Raw genomic sequence first — 19325 nt, 5'->3', positions numbered from 1 at the left:
CTTTCGCAAAGGATGAGGCCGGAGCTGCTCCAAAACGCGGAACGCGTCTCCGTACCTCGAAAGAGAGGACGCGCTCATGACCTATCCGACGAAGGACGACGAACAGTTTCCGGAAACATCGGAAGCGACCGACATTCCCACAAGCATTGACCGTCGGGCGTTTTTGATGCGCAACGCTGCTATCGGTGCGGCGGCCGTGATGACCGGCACGACCTGGACTCCCGAGGCCCGCGCGCAGCAGGCGGAAACAGAAGCTGCTGTGCAACAGGCTAAAAGAGCAGCAGCAGGAGGCGATGCGGATCTCAAGATGAGTTCTGCCCTTTCCCCGGATCTCGACGTCGTCAAATCGTCGAAGGGGTCGGTCATGACGGTTGCGGACGAGTTCTACAAGGTAGGCCCCGGCCCCTCGAGCTCGCACACCATCGGGCCGATGCGCATTACCTACGACTTCTATCAGCGCTGTGAGAAGCTGCCTGCGGACCAGTTGGCCCAAGCCACCGGCCTCAAGGTCCATCTCTTCGGCAGCCTGAGCGCCACCGGCAAGGGCCACGGCACCGAGCGTGCGTCCTTGGCCGGTCTGGTCGGCAAAGAGCCGGCGACCGTCGACCCGCGCTTTCTCGACGAGATGATCGCCAAGCCGGAGCAGACCTATCCGGTGAAACTCGGAAGCAAGACGTTCAACCTATCCTTGGCAGACATCGTCTATGACGCGCCAAAGGGCGACTTCCCGCACCCTAACACCATGACCTGCCAGCTCTTGGCAGGCGACAAGGTTCTTTATGAGCAGGAGTATTATTCGGTCGGCGGTGGCTTCATCGAATGGAAGGGCTACGAGCCGCCTAAGAAGGGCCAGCCGAAATATCCCTATGCGACGATGAAGGAGCTGCGGCAGCATGCCGAGACCAACAATCTCTCGGTCGCCGATGTGGTGATGGCGAATGAAATCGCCGTGTCCGGCAAGAGCGAGGAGCAGATCAACGCCTTCCTGGACAAGATCGCCAACGCGATGATCGCCACGGTGAAGACCGGCCTGTCCTACAAGGACGATGTCCTGCCTGGACCGATCAAGCTCCACTCCAAGGCCGCGACCGTCTACGAACGCGCCCAGGACGACAAGTACGAAAGCGACCGGGCGATCGGGCTCGTGTCCGCCTTTGCCCTGGCCGCCTCCGAGGAGAATGCCCGCGGCCACTTGGTCATCACCGCGCCAACCGGTGGCTCGGCGGGCGTCATGCCGGCTGTCGTCTACGCCCTGACCCAGAGCCCCCGTGCGGTGCCGATGGACAAGATTCGCAAGGGACTTCTGGCCGGTTTGGCCGTCGGCTACCTGTGCAAGCACAACGCGACCCTTTCGGCGGCGGAAGGCGGATGCCAGGCTGAGATCGGGGTTGCCTCCGCGATGGCCGCAGCGCTGATCACGGAGATCCTGAACCAGCCGCCGCAGGTGATCGAGAACGCAGCCGAGTCCGCTCTCGAGCATCACCTCGGCATGACCTGCGATCCGGTCGCGGGCTATGTGCAGGTTCCCTGTATCGAGCGCTGCGCCTTCGGGGCTGTGAAGGCCTGGGTGGCGGCCATGATCGCCACTAACGAGATTGCCAGCCGGCACCGGGTCGATCTCGACACCACGATCAAGACGCTGTCCGACACCGCGAAGGACATGAATTCGAAATACAAGGAAACGAGCGAGGCAGGCCTTGCCCAGAACCTGGTGCTCTGCTGAGCGGCTGAGGACAGGTCGAGCTCGTGCCCATAAGCGTCGTGAGAGGAAACCGCCATGCCGGATGAAGCCGCCATCGTTCAGGGATCCGTAAAGAGGCCGAAGCAACAGCCAGGAAAGCCAGAAGCCGCACCTCATCGGTCCGGCACGCCCGAGGTTGCAGATTCGGTGAACGAGTGGGCGAGTTTCACGCCCGGCGCATGGGAAAACACTGTCGATGTCCGCGATTTCATCCAACGAAACGTCACGCCGTACGACGGAGACGAAGGCTTTCTGACCGGGCCGAGCGAGCGGACAAAGGCCGTCTGGGCGCAACTCCAGCCCTATTTCAAGGAGGAAATCCGCAAGGGTGTGTTGGATGCCGATGCCAGAACGCCCTCCTCGATGACCTCGCATGCGCCCGGCTACATCGACCGCGACAACGAGGTGATCGTCGGGTTGCAGACCGATGCCCCATTCCGTCGCGCCATCATGCCGTATGGCGGCTTGCGCATGGTAGAGGCGGGGCTCAAGGCAGCGGGGCTCGAGCCGGATCCCATCGTGCACGAGATCTTCACCAAGTACCGCAAGACCCACAATGAAGGCGTCTTCGATGCCTATACCCCGGAGATCATGGCTTGCCGCCGCAGCCACATCATCACGGGCTTGCCCGATGCGTATGGTCGCGGCCGGATCATCGGCGATTATCGCCGGGTCGCCCTGTACGGCACGGACAAATTGCTGGTGGCCAAGCGTGCCGAGCGGGCGCTGCTCGATGCGAAGTGGCCCACCGACGAGGTCATCCGCGACCGGGAAGAATTGGCCGAGCAGATGCGGGCTCTCACCGATCTGGCGGAGATGGCCAAGAACTACGGGTTCGACATCACGCGTCCGGCGGCGGATGCGCGTGAAGCCGTGCAATGGACGTATTTCGGCTATCTCGGAGCGATCAAGGAAGCAAACGGCGCGGCCATGTCCATCGGGCGCATTTCGTCCTTCCTCGACATCTACATCGAGCGCGACCTGAAGAGCGGTGCTCTGGATGAGGCGGGCGCCCAGGAACTCATCGACCAGCTCGTCCAGAAGCTGCGCATTGTCCGGTTCCTGCGCACGCCCGACTACGATGCCTTGTTTTCCGGCGATCCCTATTGGGCCACCGAATGCGTCGGCGGGATGGGCCTCAATGGCCGTCCCTTAGTCACGCGGACGAGCTTCCGCATGCTGCATACCCTGACAAATCTGGGACCGGCGCCGGAGCCCAACATGACCGTGCTCTGGTCGAAGCAGTTGCCCGATGGCTTCAAGCGCTACTGCATCAAGGTTTCGGCCGAGACGTCATCGATCCAATACGAGAATGATGATCTGATGAGGCCGTACTGGGGCGACGATTACGGTATTGCATGTTGCGTCTCGGCGATGCGGATCGGCAGTCAGATGCAGTTCTTCGGAGCTCGCGTCAATCTCGCCAAGTGCCTGCTTTACGCCATCAATGGCGGACGCGACGAAGTGAGCGGCGAGCAGATTGGACCCGTAGCGCCGCCGGTGTCGGGCGACGTTCTCGACTATGACGACGTCACAGCGAAGTTCGACCTGATGATGGAATGGCTGGCGCAGACCTATGTCCATGCCATGAACTGCATCCATTACATGCACGACAAATACTATTACGAACGCCTGGAAATGGCGCTGCATGACCAGCAGATCCTGCGCACGATGGCTTTCGGCATCGCCGGACTCTCGGTGATCGCCGACAGCCTGTCGGCGATCAAGCATGCGAAGGTGAGTCCTGTCCGGCGCGACGATGGCTTGATCGTCGATTACGAAATCGCCGGCGATTACCCCAAATACGGCAACAATGATGACCGCGTCGACACTATTGCGGCTGATCTTGTCTCCACTTTCATGAGCAAGATCCGAAAGCATCCGACCTACCGGAACGCCGTTCACACGCAATCGGTGCTCACCATCACGAGCAATGTCGTCTACGGCAAGCATACGGGCAACACGCCGGATGGCCGCAAGGCGGGCGAACCCTTTGCTCCCGGTGCAAACCCGATGCACGGCCGCGATAGCCATGGCTGGCTCGCTTCGTGCCTGTCGGTGGCGAAACTGCCCTATGCGGATGCGCAGGACGGCATCAGCTACACCGTGTCGATCACGCCGAGCCTCAATCGCTTGGAGCAGGGTGAGAAGATCACGCAGGCCGTGAAGGTTCTCGACACCTATTGCGGCCAGGGCGGGTTTCACATGAACCTCAATGTCCTCAACCGCGATACCCTGCTCGACGCGATGGCGCATCCGGACAAATACCCGCAACTGACGATCCGGGTTTCGGGCTATGCGGTCAATTTCGTCCGTTTGACGCGAGAACAGCAGATGGACGTGATCAGCCGGACGTTCCACGGTGAGTGAGGTCTGACGTCATGGCCGACGAGCCCTGGGCCCACAGCCGGTACGATTTACAGCAGGCGCGATCTCCGGACGCGCCTGAGACGGCAGCCTTCAAAGACCCTCGGGGCGACTTCGGATGGATTCACTCGTACGAGACGGGTTCAACTGTCGACGGGCCTGGTATTCGTGTGACCATCTTCATGAGCGGATGCCTGCTGCGGTGCCTCTATTGCCACAACCCGGATACATGGCACCTCAAGGACGGCACCCGCGTCTCGTTCGAGCGTGCCAGGACTGCGCTCGAGGCCTACGCCGCGCCGCTGCGTGCCATGGACGGCGGACTGACGATCTCCGGTGGAGAACCGCTAGTTCAGGTGCATTTCACCAAACGGCTTTTTGAGGCTGCCAAGGGGATGGGACTTCACACGGCTTTGGATACGTCGGGCTTTCTCGGTGACCGCGCTGACGACGACTATTTGCGCCAGGTCGATCTCGTGGTGCTCGACATCAAATCCTGGGATCCGGAAACCTATCGGCGAACCACCGGGCAGGATATCCGTCCGACCATTCAGTTCGCGGAACGGCTGGCCGCCCTCGGCAAGCCTGTCTGGGTACGATTCGTCCTGGTCCCCGGCCTGACCGACGATCCGGCCAATGTGGAGGGGATCGCTCGCTTCGTCGCGCCGATGCGCAACGTGGAATGGGTTGAGGTCCTGCCGTTCCATCAGATGGGCGTCTTCAAATGGAAGGCGTTGGGCCTCAACTACGAGCTTTCCGAGACTCTATCCCCTTCACCTGACCTTGTGGCGCGCGTCTTAGGTCAATTTCGTGAGGCCGGCTGTCGCGCAAGATGAGGTGAAACCATGCTCGATATCGTTCGTACGTTGCTTGAAGCCTCACCCCTGCTGGCGTTGTTCCTTGCCATCGCCACCGGCTATGCGGTCGGACAGATCTCGATTGCCGGCGTTTCCTTCGGCGCAGGCGCCGTGCTGTTCACCGGCCTGATCATCGGCGCCATTGCGCCGAAGGCGGCACCGCCCGGATTGGTCGGTACGCTCGGCCTCGTGATGTTCGTTTATGGCGTCGGCATCCAATATGGGCCGCAGTTCTTCGCGAGCCTGAAAGGGCCCGGCCTCAAGTATATCGCCCTTTCAACTGTGGCCGTGATCGCTTCGCTTCTCGTCGCGATGTCGCTTGCTTCTCCCCTCGGAATCTCGATGGCGACGGCGGCTGGGTTGTTCGCGGGTTCCGGCACGAGCACGCCGACCTTGCAGGCGGCACTAGGGGCGGCGGGCAACCAGGATCCCGCCATCGGCTACTCAGTGTCCTATCCCTTCGGCGTCATCGGCCCGATTGTCCTGATGACCATCATGACCGCCATGATCAAACCTACGTTCAAGACACCGTCCCAGAACGTGCGAGTGGCGGAGTTGACGCTCGAGTCGAATTGCGAGGATCGAACGGTCGAGCAAGTCGCTGCGATCCTGCCAGCCGATATCAAGATCGTCGCCGTTCGCCAGCACCATGTGAATGCGCCGCCCCTGGCGGACACGCAATTGCACGGAGGAGATGGGTTGCTGCTCGTCGGTAGTCCAACCAGCATCGAGCAGGCCAAGATCGCCGTGGGGCGCGAGGATCCCGGGCGTATAAGCCGTGACCGCTCCAATTTCGACGTGGTGCGGGTCTATGTTTCGAAGGCCACTTTCGTCGGCAAGACGATTCAGGAGATCCCGCTTCCTGATTTTCCTGTCGTCATCTCGCATATCCGCCGGGGAGACGCCGATATCATCGCATCGTCCGACCTGACGCTCGAATTCGGCGATTTGCTGGTAGCGGCCGTGCCATCCGACCGGAAGGCTGACGTCCAGCGTCATTTCGGCGACAGCATCAAGGGCAATGCCGAGTTATCCTTCGTCTCGATCGGCGTCGGGATCGCGTTTGGCCTTCTGCTCGGCATGATCCCGGTTCCCCTGCCGGGGGGCGGCAGCTTCAGCCTGGGCGTTGCCGGCGGGCCCCTCGCCATGGCTCTTGTCCTCGGTTGGCTCGGCCGGACAGGCCCCTTGGGCTGGCGGATACCGGTGGTCGCCAACCTGGTTCTGCGAAATCTCGGCCTGGCGGTGTTCATCGGCTCGGTCGCCATTGGGGCAGGCAGCCCCTTCGTTCAGACCGTCGCCACCAATGGGGTTCAGATCCTCCTCGGCGGCGCCGCCGTTCTTCTCACCCTGGTCCTGGTCGTGCTGGCGGTCGGATATCTGCTGCGTATCCCGTTCGACGACCTGCTCGGTGTCTGTGCGGGTTCGACCGGCAACCCTGCTATTGCCGTTGCTGCCGGGCGTCTGGCTCCAACCGAGAGAACGGATGTCGGTTATGCAATCTGCTTTCCAAGCATGACCGTCGTCAAAATCATCGCCGTTCAGGTTCTGCTGAGTTGAGAATCCTTTACATGATGCTGCCCGGCAACACCCTGTAAGATTTCAAGCATATCGACCATCCGTCTGTTAGGGGCTGCTTGACCGTTATCCGCTGGTCTGCACATTCTTTCATCAACACGGCTGGGATTTGTCTTGGAGTTTGTACCATGGCGTCTGTCCGAATTCTGTTGCTGGGATGTGCGGCGATCATCGCCAGTGGAGCACAGGCCGCCGACCTGCCAGCCAAGACCGCAAGCCCGGTCGATTATGTCCGGATCTGCTCTACACACGGAAACGGCTTCTTCTACATCCCCGGCACCGAGACCTGCCTCCGGGTCAGCGGCCGCGTTCGCGCCGAATACCTCTATCTCGAACCGGTGGACCGCTCGCAGGACTCGATCGGGTTCCGTGCACGTGGTCGCATCAACCTCGACGCGCGCACTGCCACCGCATACGGCTTGCTGCGGACCTATATCCGCATGGAAATGACCCGCAACACCGGGGCCTACGGCTTCAGCTCCACGACGCCTGAGATCTCTCAGGCCTTTGTCCAGTTCGGCGGACTGACCGCCGGTCGCGCAGTGTCCTTTTTCACGAGCCCGGACTTGCCGGCCCCGAATTTCGGCGACCTGCGCTTCGACGACCCCGCGAACGCCGAGGTGAACCTCTTCGCCTATACCTTCTCGTTCGGCAACGGGTTCTCCGCGACCCTGTCGTTCGAGGATGGCACGGAGCGCCAGATCAACAACGATCTCGACTTTCCTCTTTTCGGAGTGGGGAGTCCCACCGCGGTTTTTGCGCCGATTGCCTCCACCTATGGCGGCGAGCGCATGCCTGATGTCGTCGCTAACATCCGGTACAAAGGCACCTGGGGCGAGGTGCAGTTGTCCGGCGCCCTGCACCAGATCCGCGACGTTGCCGCAGGGCTCACGACCGTCAACGGTGTGACAGTCCCGGTGCTCAACCCAATCACGGGCCTGCCCAATCCAGCCTACGCAGATACAGATTACGGTTTTGCCGTTGCCGCCCTCGGCTATGCCAATGTGCCCGCTCTCGGGGTTGGCGATACCGTATGGATGATGGCGACCTATACGGACGGCGCGATCGGATACCTCAATGCCGGCCAAGCGGGCCCGATCAGCAACGGGTTCATCGGCGCCGGTGCGCTCTCCATGCCCTTCACTGATGCTTTCGTCGATCCCTTCACCGGTGAGTTCAAGACGAACAAAGCCTATTCCATTGCGGGCGGCCTCAATCACAATTGGACGTCTGAGATCCAGACGAATGTCTTCGGCTCCTGGATGCGCTTCGATGCTCCGGGCATTGCCCAGTACACGGTACCCGCAACGGCCGCGACGATTGCGGCCGGGACGGCAGGGACGACCACGGGCCTCGTCAACTTCGACGAAGTTCGCGTCGGCGCCAACGTCATCTGGACGCCGGTGAAGGATTTCCTCATCGGTGTCGAGGCGCTCTATATCAGGGTGGACCCGCGCGAGCGCGTCGCCGTTCCGCTCACGACAGCAAACGGCGATCCGACCGGCGCCTTCCGGTCAAAGGGCTCGGAAGATACATGGGAAGGCCGCCTGCGCGTCCAGCGTGACTTCTGAATGGCCTGAGAGGGCCGCAGGAGCGTTAACGCCGCCCCCCGCCTCTGGAGCCTCCGCCACGCCCGCCTCCACCCCCACCGAAGCCTCCGCGTGCGCCCATGCCCTGCGAAGGCGCGAAGGATCCCGAGCGGGAGAATTGGGCCGGAGGCCGAATGGACTGCCGGCTTGCCATCTGCCGCTGATTGCCGATATGGCGGGCTTGGGCGTCGCGCATGACGTTCGACGGAAGCTGCTGACTAGGAGCCGGACGCTGCGCGGCAGGCCGTTGCGGCTGAGTTGGGCGTTGTCGTGTTGCCGGCCGCTCCTGCGAGGATTGTCGTTGCTGGGCAGCCGGGCGATCCTGTGCCGCAGGGCGCTGTTGCGAGACTTGACGCTGCTGCGTTGCAGGACGCTGCTGAGGCGTTTGGCGCTGCTGCGACCGTTCACGGCTGGCATTGCGATCGGCAACGTCCCGCTGGGCCTGCTCACCGCCGCTCAGGCGTTGGCCGAGCGCCGCGCCTGCAGCGCCCGCAGCACCGGCCCCGGCGAGACCTTTGAGCGCCTCGCCGTCGCCCCGCTGCTGCAACCGCTCCCGTGCATCGGGTGAGAGGCCTTCGCCACGCTGGAGCAGATCTCCGGCCTCCGGACGTCTCACGTCCTGCCAGCCGCCCTCGAAGCGCTGCCAGCCTTCACCGGTGTTGCGGTAGGCGTTACCGTCGCGACCGGCGTAGATGTCTCCGCGCCGGCCCTCGCGGATAAAGCCCTGTCCGTTCGACGTATTCCACCGAAGTGCTGCCCCGCCGCCGGCGGTGTCGCGCCCTGTCACCCGCGCCCATTCGGATCCTCGCTTGACTCCGGCCGATGTCCACGCGCCGTAGACGTTGCGCCCGCCCGCAAGGTAGCCGCCCGCATCCCTGCGCGGATTGTAGGCCCCGACAAAGCCAGCCGTTCCGCGGAGCCCCCAAGCTGCGCCTGCTCGGCCATAGGTGCCGGTCGCCGGGTTCCAGGTCCGCGCCCCGGCGATGCCGCGAAAAGGCCCGTACGCGTAGCCATAGCGGCCGTACATGCCGCGGACAGGGTTGTAGTAGGCTCCAATTCCCCATGTGGCTGGCCGTGGATAATAGATCGGGTATGCAGAGCCCGCCCAGTTGTACCAATACGGGGGGTAATACCAGCCGGTGCCGTAGACATAGGTGCCCCAGGCCAGGAAGCCGGACAGGTAGCCCATGGTGTAGCCGTACCAGACCGCATTCGGCTCCGTGTCGTACACGCGAACGTAGGCCGCGTCGTAAACCGGCGAAGATGGCGGGATCGCGTAGATTGCGTCAGGCACCTCGCGGGCGAGTTGCCATGGGCCAGTCGGATTGTCGGATACGAACCAGACGCCATCCTGAAGCAGGAAATACTGCCCGCCGACCTTGATCACGGTGTCCGTCGTGTTGGTCGCGTAGGAAAGATCCGTTGTCTCGATGGGGGCGAATTGGGCCTCGCCCGCATAGGCGAGGGTTGGGGTGATCGAGCCCGCCTCGACCCGTGCCGTCGTAGGGATGCTGGCCTTGAGCCGCGCCTCGGCGGCTTCCGACGTCCCCGGCACGGATGCGCTTACGGCATAATACGGCGCGTCCTCGGGAATGTTCCTGAAATCGGCGGGCAGGTCGGGCGTGGCGAAGGTCCAGGGTCCTGCCAGCGACGGCGCGCGGAACCATCGGCCTGACAGGAGCACGTACCATTGTTTGCCGGCCTTGTCGAAGAAGACGTCCGACTCGGTGTTGGAGGCCCATTGCAGCGAAGTCTTCGGCACGTCCTGAAGCTTGGGCTCGCCTTGGAACACGATCATCTCGGCCGGGCTGTCCGTGGACAGGACCTTTGGTGCCTTGCCGTCCTGATACGGCTCAGGCGGAACGGCTCCACGGGCATCGGCCCAGTTGCCGTCATCAGGCAACTCCATCAGCAGCGCGGGCAGCTCCATCGCAGGCGTCCAGGGACCATTGATCGCGGGCGCCGTCAGCCAATGGGCATCGTCGCGCAGATAGAGGGCGCCGCCCTCGTCGATCCGGAAGAGATCCCAGTTCGTGTTGACCACGAACGAGAGACCCGTCTTGCCTTTTATGGGCGCATAAGCGGGCCCGCCATCGGTCTGCACGAGGATCGCCGGAGTGCTCGAGACGAGGATCCGCGGTGGATCCGTCTTGAGCCCTGTCACGTCGGTCATGCGCTTCTGCTCGGCGAGGCTCGCCGTTACCCGCGCTTCCGGGACCGTGATCGGTCCTGTCGGCAGGAGCTTGCCGGTCTCCATCGAGAGCGCTTTCAGGGTATCCCGATCAAGCCCTGAGAAGTTGAGCTCGGTGACGGTGATGTCGCTGATGACGACCTCGCCCGCGTCCTCGTCGTAGGACGTTGCGCCCTTGAGCCCGATCACGCCGAAGACCGGGTTGGCATTGGGCACTTTCACGTATTCGGCCGCGACCAGGGCCTCGATGGTTTTGAAATCGGTCCACTCGGTGAATTGCGGCTGGAAGAGCACCATCCGGCTCTCCCCGATCTCATAGGAGCGAGGCCAGCCCTCGGTATTCTTGTGCTCATCCAGGTAGCGCCCGCTAATGAAGCCACTCTGCCCCTTCACTACGACGGCGCACCAGCTTCCGGATTCCTCACACTCGCCGATATCGACCGCCGTGCCGGCCGGCAGGGTCCTGATGGAGGAAAAGCCGGTTCCGGGACCTGAGCGGAAATTGACGCTAGTAGTGGTCTCGCCTGGAGCGGCAAGCGCCGTCGTGGTGGCAAAGATCGGGACGAGGGCGAACGCGATCACCTGGCGCATCGGACATCACTCCAGCATGTTCCGGCAATGGGATGTTCCAGATGCCGGCTGTCTCTACGGTCCGAACCCAGCGGCAGCGGCCCACAGCGAAGAGCGCTCCCCGCAAGTGTGCAGAGAGCCAAGAGAGTTCTCACTCCCGTCCCCGCCTGGGGCACAGCAAAGGGCAGACCATCATCAACAAAGCACGCTACAGTTCCGCTGGAAGAGTTGCTTGACCGTTCGGGACAGGCACTTGGCAGTTGGGGCCAGCCAAGCGGCGGCTGAACGAACGCGCCGCGGATGCGCTTTCGGCGCTTGGCCGAGCCGATGTGGAGCCCAGGCTGCCAAGAGGTGGTCCCTAGGCGTCTGGCACGCCCAGTTCGGTGAGGCTTGCCAACTGAGCTGAGTGACGGCAATCTGAAGCTCAGCAAAAAACGTTCAGCGGGTGGATGCCTGAGTATTCTCTCGTCAGGCAACAGGACATAGGGAACGGCCAAGTCATGATCATAAACGGTGTGAATTCCGGTACCGGCGAGACGGATGATGCAGCCTTGCTCGGAAGGCGGACGGGGCTTCTCAGCCGCCGGTCGTTTCTGGTCGGCTCGGCTGCCGGTGTCGGCGCGCTGGGGCTTGCCGGTTGCGCGACATCCGACGGCATGAGCCTCGCCGAGGCGGCGAGAGTCTACGGGCCGGTGCCGGAGGAGAAATTCCCGATCCCGGCGATCGATGTCAGCAAGGTCGATCCGAAATATTATCGCCGGACCGTTCGCTACGACACCAAAGAGGCGCCCGGTACGATCGTCGTCGATCCCGGCAATTACTACGTTTACCGCATCGAGAATGACGGAATGGCCACCCGGTATGGTGCCAATGTCGGCCGCGACGGGTTCCGGTGGAGCGGTGATGCTTATGTCGGGCGCAAGGGCGAATGGGCGACCTGGACCCCGCCCAAGGAAATGATCAAGCGCCAGCCGGAGGCGGCCAAATATGCCGGCGGCATGCCGGGTGGTCTCGACAATCCACTGGGCGCCCGCACGCTTTATCTCTATCAGAACGGCGCCTACACGCTCTATACGATCTACGCCAGCCTCGACGCCGAATCCATCGGCAATGGCATCACCAGCGGCTGCGTCGGCCTCCTCACTCAGGACATGATGCACCTGTACTCACAAACGCCGGTCAAGACGAAAGTGGTCGTCCTGCCGGCATAGCAACGGCGCGAGTCCCAGGCGGAGCGCTGCTAAAGATCGTTGCTGAGAGGAAGGATCACGAGGTCGCGGATCACGACGTTCCGCGGCCGCGTCAACATGAACAGCACAGCTTCAGCCACTTCCACCGGTTCCATCAGGCCACCGGCGGCGAGTTCTGCTTCCAGCTTGTCCTTCGGCCAGTCCTTGATCAGCGCAGTTACCACCGGGCCGGGCAGAACCGCGCCAACCCGTACCTTGTGCTTCGCCACCTGCCGTCTCACCGTATGGGTGAAAGCCTGAACCGCGTGCTTCGAAGCCGTGTAGATGGGCTCGTGCACGACAGGCACCGCGCCCGCGATGGAGCTGGTCAGCACAATGTCGCCGGTCTGTCGGGCGATCATGTGAGGAAGGACCGCATGAACGCTCCGGAATGCCGCGTTGATGTTGAGGTTGAGCATGCGATCCCATGCGTCGGGATCGCCCTCCGCCACCTGACCACCGACATAGGAGCCGGCATTGGCGTGGAAGATGTCGAGCTGGCCACAGCTCCGGATGATGGCCGGAAGCATGCCCGCCACGCTTGCCGGGTCCGTCACGTCGACGACGAGTGGGCTGGCTCCATCCCCCAGCTCGTCGCAGGCGGTGTGGAGCGCTTCCTCGGCCCGGTCAATCAGAACGACGCGTGCGCCTGCCTTCAGCATCGCACGGGCGCATTCCAGCCCGATCCCGGACGCAGCGCCGGTGATGGCGGCCACCTTGCCCTGAAGTTGCAGGCTCATATGAAATCTCCAGGTGTGTGTTAGGCCGCGAAAAGATGGGCCGCGGACGGATCGAAGTGGAATGCCACCGTACTGCCCGGCTCGAATGTTTCATCCTGTGGGATGACTGCGAGTACGCGCTCGCCGGACGGCGTTTCGAGGCTGACGATGGTCTCCGAACCCAAGCGTTCAACAAGCGAGACATTGCCACCGATCGAACCGATGCCAGCGTCCCGCTTGAGCAATTGAGGGCGTAGCGCGAGCATTGCGCGGCTGCCTTTGGAGAGGCCGGCAGCATCGATCTGAACCGGAGCGACAGTCGGAGAACGCACGGTGGCTACGCCGTTCGCAACATCAGCCACTTCTACTTCGAGGAAGTTCATCCTCGGCGAGCCGATGAAACCCGCAACGAAGCGATTGGCAGGCTTTTTGTAGAGATCGATCGGCGCGCCGATCTGCTGGACGATACCGCCATCGAGCACGACGATGCGGTCGGCGAGGGTCATCGCCTCGACCTGGTCGTGCGTGACATAGATCATCGTTGCGCCGATTTCCTTGTGGAGCCTCGCGATCTCCATGCGCATCTCCATGCGAAGCGCCGCGTCGAGGTTCGACAGCGGCTCATCGAACAGGAAGACGGTCGGCTTGCGAACGATGGCGCGGCCGATTGCAACGCGCTGGCGCTGGCCGCCTGAGAGATGCGCTGGTTTGCGGTCGAGCAGGTGCTCCAGTTTCAGGATGCGCGCGGCTTCACGCACCCGCGTCTCGATCTCGGCCTTGGGCGTGCGATTCAGCGTAAGCCCGAAGCTCATATTGTCGTAGACGGTGAGATGCGGGTAGAGCGCATAGGATTGGAACACCATGGCGATGCCGCGCTCGCGCGGCTCCACGTCGTTGCAGCGCTTTCCGTCGATGAAGAGGTCTCCGCCGGAGATATCCTCCAACCCGGCGATCATACGAAGCAGAGTGGACTTGCCGCAGCCCGAAGGGCCTACGAAGACCACGAACTCGCCATCCTTGATGTCGAGATCGACGCCCTTGATGACGTCCACCGCGCCGAAGCTCTTCTTGAGTTTTTCAAGCCGAAGTCCGGCCATGTCAGGTCTCCCGAGTTCCAATACCGGCGAGCGAATGCGCCACCTTCTGGACAGCTTCGAAGGCATTGAAGCGGCGCAGGTGCATCGCGGCGATTCTGCCGCTGGCGGGTGTATGAAGGTCGGCTTCGCCGGTCATGCCGACCATTGCTTCCTGCAGCGACGGATAGATGCCCGATGCGCTTGCGCCCAGCATCGCGGCGCCCAGCAAAACCGGCTCGGCCTGTCGCGAAACGGAAACAGGAACGCCCGTACAATCCGCCAGCAGCTGGCGCACGAGAGGGTGACGGCCCGCTCCTCCAGAGAGGGCGATCCTGTCGATGCGCATGCCGCGAGCACGGCTGACCCCGATGATCTGGCGCAGCCCGTAGCCGACGCCCAAGACCGCAGCCACGTACAGCGCGACGAGGCTTTGCATGTCGCGCTCCATCCCCAGACCAGCGATTGCGGCGCGGGCGTCGGCGCGCGCGAAGGGCGCGCGATTGCCGAGGAAGTCGGGAACGACGACGAGTTCGCCGGCGAGGTCGGCGGATTGCGACGCACCGGCGGCCTGCTCCATGGCCATGTCGGCCAGGAAATCCTGCGGCGACAGGCGTTTGTCAGCTGCAAGTTTACGAGCATCCACGGCGGCCGGGTGAAGCGCGACCGCCTGGTCGATGGCGGCGCCAGCGCTCGACTGTCCGCCCTCGCTGAGCCAAAGGCCGGGCACCATCGCCGAGTGATAGGGGCCCCATACGCCCGGGATGAAGAGCGGTTCGTCGCTGCTCGCCATGGTACAGGCCGAGGTTCCGAACACGTAGGCCATGGTGGACGTCGCCGCGCCGCCGACCGTGCCGACACCGCCGGCATGGGCATCGATCAGTCCCGCTCCGACAGGAGTTCCCGCTGCGAGGCCGAGTTCGGCGGCGGCGTCAGTGGAAAGACCCTGGCCGAGCGGCTCGCCTGCCGAAACGATTTCCGTGCCAATGCGCGCAAAATTCTCTTCGGCGAGTTCGCCGAGCCCGACCGCGTGGAAGTAATCCGCATCCCAGCGCTTCTCATGCGCGAGGTAAGTCCATTTGCAGGTGACGGTGCAAACAGACCGGGACAGACTGCCTGTCGCGCGCCAGGTGAGGAAGTCGGCGAGGTCGAGGAACTGCCAGGCCTTCTTATAAGCGGTCGGCAGGTTCTCCTTCAGCCAAAGCACTTTCGGTGTCTGCATCTCCGGGGAGATCACGCCGCCGACATAGTCGAGAACCCGGTGTCGGCCGGTATTGATGCGCTCCGCCTGCGCGGTTGCGCGATGGTCCATCCAGACGATGATGTTGCGCTTGTCATCGCCATGATCGCCAATGGCGAGCGGCTGGCCGCCTTCACCCAGCACCACCAGGGAGCAGGTCGCATCGAAGCCGATTCCGGCAATCCTGTTTGGCGAAACGCCAGCCTCTGCTGTCGCCTCGCGCACGCTGGCGCAAACGGCTGCCCAGATGTCATCGCTCGATTGTTCGGCAATGTCGGCTCCATCGTGCCACAGCGCGATATCGCGCTTGGCCGTTGCCAGCAGATTGCCGTTGCGGTCGAAAAGGCCGGCACGGGCGCTGCCCGTACCGACGTCGATGCCGATGAAGATGTCTTTGGACATGGAGGTTACCCTTCGCCGCGCCGTTAGCGCCTGCGTCTGGCGATTAGGCGGCCGGCGCGAAGCCGGCCGGCGACGCACGGGTGCCGTCGGGATTGCGCAGATAGACGCCCCGTTCAAGCTGCTGCCGGCGCAGCTCCTGGACGTCGATGTCGGCGGGCGCACGGTTGCCGCGCACGGACATCTTGGCAGCGCGGCCAGCCGCTTCGCCCATCGCCATGCAGGTAGCCATCACGCGGATCGCGCCCATTGCCTCGTGGGTGGTCGAGATTGCCCGGCCCGCGACAAGCAGATTCGTCACCTTCTGCGGAACCAGCGAGCGATAGGGGATGTCGTAGCAATCGCCGCACCAGATGAGTGTGCAGCCATCATCCGACGGACGGTGGATGTCGATCGGATAGCTTGCGACCGCAATCGAATCGTCGAAGTGGCGGCAGGCGAGCACATCCTCCTGAGTCATCACGTATTGCCCGATGATGCGGCGCGTCTCGCGTATGCCGATGAAAGGGGCTGTCTTGGTGAAATAGGCGCTCTCGAAACCCGGCACGTAATTCACGAGATAGGTGACGATATCGTCGATCTGGGCGCGGCCGACGATTTCGCCATTGGTCAGGCTGCGTGCATCGGTTCCATCCGTCCCTTTCACACGCGTCATGTTGATCCAGACCTCGCCCTTCTTGAGGCCGGTGATGATGATCGTGCGGTCGTTGGGAATCGCGAGATTGCGTTCCTGCTTGGCCCGGGCGAGCTGCTCGCGCAGGCCGACGACGATGAATTGGTGGTTCTGGCCGAAATACTCGGCCGGAATGAAGTCGGTCAGATAGGTTCGCGCCTGCGGCGGAGAGTTTGCGATGAACAGGCGCAGCTTGTCGGTGTCCACACCGGCCAGACAGAACATCAGCGTCGGCGGCTGCATGCCGCCATGCTCGTTGCCCTTTTCGCAAGGCACCCCGGCGCTAAAGGCGACGTCGGCATCGCCCGTGCAGTCGATCACCACCTTGGCGAGAATGGCCTGCCGGCCGCTCTTGCTCTCGGTGATGATGCCGCGGATCATGTCCCCTTCCATGATCGGGCCTGCATAGAACGTGTAGAACAGCACATCCACGCCGGCTTCTTGGAGCATTTCGAGGGCGACCGTCTTCACCGCTTCCGGCTCGACGAGAGTAATGCCCATGTGAAGCGGGCAGGGACGGTGCTCGCTCGCCCCGTCGCGCTCCTCGCGCAGCCGCTTGATGAACTTTTCCGGCAGCCCGTCGATGATCTGGTTGCCCTTTTGACCGAGGAAGCCGAGCACGGGGAGGCCGATCGTCATATTGCCGCCGACGAAGCTGCGGCTCTCCACCAGTCCGACGCGCAGACCATCTTCCGCCGCGGCGATGGCCGCCGTCAGGCCCGATGGGCCACCGCCGACGACGAGAACGTCGTATTCGGCGGAGACAGGAATGTTGCGGGCCGGTTCTTGGATCGTACGCGTAGAGGGCATCTCTCTATTCCTCACGTGACCGGCGGCAGGCCGGCAATGCGTTGTGTCTTCTTGTGGGGGTGAAAGGTCGCGGCCATGAGCCGCTACCACTCAGTCTTGTGAAACGTTTAACTTGCGCCTGAGCTGCTGGCAAGCCGTGATGTAGATGGCGATGCCCGATTGAGCTGCGAAGCTTGGGCTGCGATCCATCTCGCAGCGTCGCGGAAGGCTTGGTCCGCAATGCTGACGCGACCCACCGCCCGCAGGAATCCATGAGTTACACCGGGATAGACGGAGCATTCCACCTCGACACCCACTTCCTGCGCGGTACGCGCGACGGCCAGATTCTCATCATGCAGAACATCGAGCCGCGCCACTTGAAGCCGCATCGGCGGCAGCCCGTCGAATGGGCCCAGCAGAGGCTCGCTCCTCCACCCGCAATCGGTGCGTTCGCCCTGGTAATTTCGCCAGAACCATTTGATATGCCCGGTCTTCGGGGAAAGTGAGCTTGCGTCGATCCAGCGGTACGAATCCCGGTCGAAATCGCGCGCATAAGCTCCGTAATTGAGCAAAAGCGCCTTGGGCATGGCGGGGTTGCCGCGAAGGCTCATGGCGGCCGAAAGCGCCAGATTGGCGCCAGCCGAGTCGCCTATGGCCAGAATCCCGGCCTCCGCACCCCAATCCGGAGCATTGAGATGGACCTCCTGGAGCAGGTCGATGCATTCATCGAGGGCGGCGGGGAAGGGGTTCTCCGGAGCTAGGGAGTAATCAGGCGCGACGACGGCAAGCCCTGTCAGGGCCGCATATTCGCGCGCCATGCGGTCATGAGTCTCGATGCTCTCCCAGGTCCAGCCGCCGCCATGAATATATAGGATCAGCGGCCCGCAGGCGTTCTCTGGGCGGTAATGTCGAAGACGAATCGTTCTCCCGCCAAGAGCGAGTTCGCGATCAATGCTCGATGCCATTGCCGGACCGCCCATCGCGAAGGGGCGCAACGTCTTTTCGATTGCCGCCCGGGCGAGTTGGATGGGGCTATGAAAGGGGTTAGGGAGTTCGGCCGCCGATGCGGCGACCTCTTCGAGAAACGCGCGCATCTGCGGATCGAGCTTCTCGTCGGGCGTTTGCGGCCCTGTAAATTCGGTCGACTTTTCCAGCGGCACTTGATTTGCCCAACGGCGCGGGTTAAACGTTTCACCGTAAAACGTTTTATAGGGGTTCCAGTTGGCGCGCAAGCGAGTGACGATCCGAGATGTGGCGGCGCAGGCCGGCGTTTCGATCGCGACCGTTTCCAACGTGTTCAATGGCGGTAAGTCGGTCAACCCGGCGATCCGTCAGCGCGTCGAACAGGCCGCAAAGGACTTGTCCTATAGTCCCGACAGGGCCGCTTCGCTGCTGCGGTCAGGGCAGGCGCGCGTGGTTGGCGTGCTGGTCCCTGATCTCGACGACGTGTTCTTTACGGGACTCATTTCGCGGCTTGAAGTGATGGCCCGGAAGGACGGCTACGACGTCATCGTGGCGTCGTCGCGCGATGACGCGGAACTCGAACAGTCCCGGCTGCGTGCGTTGCTCAGCTGGCGCCCTTCCGGCCTCATCGCCGTGCCCTGCACCGATGTCGTTCCGGAGTTGCTGCGTGAGGAAGCCGGTGATCTTCCCATGGTGCTGGCTGACCGCCTCTCGGTCGGTAACACCTTCACTGACACCGTGACCATCGATAACTGCCTTGCCGGCGAAATTGCCGCGCGATACTTGGCGGAAGCCGGTCACAGACAAATTCTCGTCGCGGCGTCCAACCTTTCGATTTCCCCAATTCGGGAGCGCGTGCGCGGTGTGCGCAATGTTTCGGAGCGATCGGGCCTCGAAGAGCCGATCGTGCTTGAACTCGGATCCAATGCGGAGCGTGGCGCCGATACGCTCATCCATTGGCTGGAACGCAATGCGACCCCATCCGCGATCTTTGCGCTGACAAACGTCACGACTCTAAGCGTGCTTTCGGCGCTCGCGCGGCGTCGCATCGACATCCCTGAACGGACCTCGCTGATCGGCTTCGACGATTATCCCTGGATGTCGGCGCGCAAGACGCCGCTGACGGCAATCTATCAGCCGGTAGACGAAATGGCGGAGTGCATTTGGCGCAGGCTCAAGGCACGCATGGATGGCGATGCCTCGACGCCGCTCGGCACGGTCCTGAGCGCTAGCCTTCACGTGCGCGATTCCGCCGCGCCGCCCGCTGCACCTTCAACCGAGCATCACCTGCTGCCGGAATACAAGGTCGAGCACAAGCCGACCAAGCTGAACTGAAGCCTGCCGCGAGCA

At 62.8% G+C, this 19325-nt stretch carries 13 protein-coding genes; 7 read left to right on the top strand and 6 right to left on the bottom strand.

Features of this window, described 5'->3' with window-relative positions:
• The first annotated feature begins 76 nt into the window (after positions 1-76).
• From AB4Y85_RS12005 to AB4Y85_RS11985, 5 genes are all read left to right on the top strand, one after another.
• Entirely contained in the window at positions 77-1723 is a 1647-nt protein-coding gene (locus tag AB4Y85_RS12005) for an L-serine ammonia-lyase (protein WP_441985126.1), read from the top strand.
• 54 nt (positions 1724-1777) lie between these two features.
• Positions 1778-4111, top strand: coding sequence for a formate C-acetyltransferase (gene pflB, locus AB4Y85_RS12000; RefSeq protein WP_441985125.1), 2334 nt, complete (start codon positions 1778-1780; stop codon positions 4109-4111).
• Positions 4112-4122: 11 nt separating this feature from the next.
• Positions 4123-4944, top strand: a complete 822-nt coding sequence (pflA, locus tag AB4Y85_RS11995) for a pyruvate formate-lyase-activating protein (RefSeq protein ID WP_441985124.1) — start codon at positions 4123-4125, stop codon at positions 4942-4944.
• Positions 4945-4953: 9 nt separating this feature from the next.
• Positions 4954-6522, top strand: a complete 1569-nt coding sequence (locus tag AB4Y85_RS11990; protein WP_441985123.1) for an aspartate:alanine exchanger family transporter — start codon at positions 4954-4956, stop codon at positions 6520-6522.
• A 146-nt stretch (positions 6523-6668) separates the two neighbouring features.
• Entirely contained in the window at positions 6669-8111 is a 1443-nt protein-coding gene (locus AB4Y85_RS11985; RefSeq protein ID WP_441985122.1) for a porin, read from the top strand.
• A gap of 25 nt (positions 8112-8136) precedes the next feature.
• Here AB4Y85_RS11985 and AB4Y85_RS11980 read toward each other — a convergent pair whose 3' ends face one another.
• Positions 8137-10911 (bottom strand): SH3 domain-containing protein, encoded by a 2775-nt coding sequence (locus AB4Y85_RS11980; protein WP_441985121.1) that lies wholly within the window; start codon positions 10909-10911, stop codon positions 8137-8139.
• Between the two features lie 479 nt (positions 10912-11390).
• On the opposite strand from AB4Y85_RS11980, the gene AB4Y85_RS11975 reads away from it, so the two are divergent.
• Positions 11391-12101, top strand: coding sequence for a L,D-transpeptidase family protein (locus AB4Y85_RS11975; protein ID WP_441985120.1), 711 nt, complete (start codon positions 11391-11393; stop codon positions 12099-12101).
• Positions 12102-12130: 29 nt separating this feature from the next.
• On the opposite strand, the gene AB4Y85_RS11970 is transcribed toward AB4Y85_RS11975, so the two are convergent.
• The 5 genes from AB4Y85_RS11970 to AB4Y85_RS11950 all read right to left on the bottom strand — a co-directional run bounded on the left by AB4Y85_RS11970 (position 12131) and on the right by AB4Y85_RS11950 (position 18172).
• Complete coding sequence (locus AB4Y85_RS11970) at positions 12131-12859, bottom strand: SDR family oxidoreductase (RefSeq protein WP_441985119.1); 729 nt, start codon at positions 12857-12859, stop codon at positions 12131-12133.
• 20 nt (positions 12860-12879) lie between these two features.
• Entirely contained in the window at positions 12880-13935 is a 1056-nt protein-coding gene (locus AB4Y85_RS11965) for an ABC transporter ATP-binding protein (protein WP_441985118.1), read from the bottom strand.
• A 1-nt stretch (position 13936) separates the two neighbouring features.
• Positions 13937-15553 (bottom strand): FGGY-family carbohydrate kinase, encoded by a 1617-nt coding sequence (locus AB4Y85_RS11960; protein WP_441985117.1) that lies wholly within the window; start codon positions 15551-15553, stop codon positions 13937-13939.
• Between the two features lie 43 nt (positions 15554-15596).
• The gene (locus AB4Y85_RS11955; RefSeq protein WP_441985116.1) at positions 15597-17033 is read right to left on the bottom strand and encodes an FAD-dependent oxidoreductase; all 1437 of its coding nucleotides are present in this window, start codon (positions 17031-17033) and stop codon (positions 15597-15599) included.
• Positions 17034-17140: 107 nt separating this feature from the next.
• Positions 17141-18172, bottom strand: a complete 1032-nt coding sequence (locus AB4Y85_RS11950; RefSeq protein WP_441985115.1) for an alpha/beta hydrolase — start codon at positions 18170-18172, stop codon at positions 17141-17143.
• 61 nt (positions 18173-18233) lie between these two features.
• Between AB4Y85_RS11950 and AB4Y85_RS11945 the strand changes: the two genes are divergently transcribed.
• Complete coding sequence (locus AB4Y85_RS11945) at positions 18234-19310, top strand: LacI family DNA-binding transcriptional regulator (RefSeq protein ID WP_441985114.1); 1077 nt, start codon at positions 18234-18236, stop codon at positions 19308-19310.
• Positions 19311-19325: the final 15 nt, after the last annotated feature.

The sequence above is a fragment of the Microvirga sp. 2YAF29 genome, from assembly GCF_052114605.1.
Taxonomy (GTDB): Bacteria; Pseudomonadota; Alphaproteobacteria; order Rhizobiales; family Beijerinckiaceae; genus Microvirga.
This window is presented reverse-complemented; position numbering and strand designations above follow the sequence as displayed.

Bases quoted from the DNA above. Each gene is read 5' to 3' on its own strand.
- AB4Y85_RS12005 (WP_441985126.1), top strand. From the start codon at position 77: ATGACCTATCCGACGAAGGACGACGAACAGTTTCCGGAAACATCGGAA.
- pflB (WP_441985125.1), top strand. From the start codon at position 1,778: ATGCCGGATGAAGCCGCCATCGTTCAGGGATCCGTAAAGAGGCCGAAG.
- pflA (WP_441985124.1), top strand. From the start codon at position 4,123: ATGGCCGACGAGCCCTGGGCCCACAGCCGGTACGATTTACAGCAGGCG.
- AB4Y85_RS11990 (WP_441985123.1), top strand. From the start codon at position 4,954: ATGCTCGATATCGTTCGTACGTTGCTTGAAGCCTCACCCCTGCTGGCG.
- AB4Y85_RS11985 (WP_441985122.1), top strand. From the start codon at position 6,669: ATGGCGTCTGTCCGAATTCTGTTGCTGGGATGTGCGGCGATCATCGCC.
- AB4Y85_RS11980 (WP_441985121.1), bottom strand. From the start codon at position 10,911: ATGCGCCAGGTGATCGCGTTCGCCCTCGTCCCGATCTTTGCCACCACG.
- AB4Y85_RS11975 (WP_441985120.1), top strand. From the start codon at position 11,391: ATGATCATAAACGGTGTGAATTCCGGTACCGGCGAGACGGATGATGCA.
- AB4Y85_RS11970 (WP_441985119.1), bottom strand. From the start codon at position 12,859: ATGAGCCTGCAACTTCAGGGCAAGGTGGCCGCCATCACCGGCGCTGCG.
- AB4Y85_RS11965 (WP_441985118.1), bottom strand. From the start codon at position 13,935: ATGGCCGGACTTCGGCTTGAAAAACTCAAGAAGAGCTTCGGCGCGGTG.
- AB4Y85_RS11960 (WP_441985117.1), bottom strand. From the start codon at position 15,553: ATGTCCAAAGACATCTTCATCGGCATCGACGTCGGTACGGGCAGCGCC.
- AB4Y85_RS11955 (WP_441985116.1), bottom strand. From the start codon at position 17,033: ATGCCCTCTACGCGTACGATCCAAGAACCGGCCCGCAACATTCCTGTC.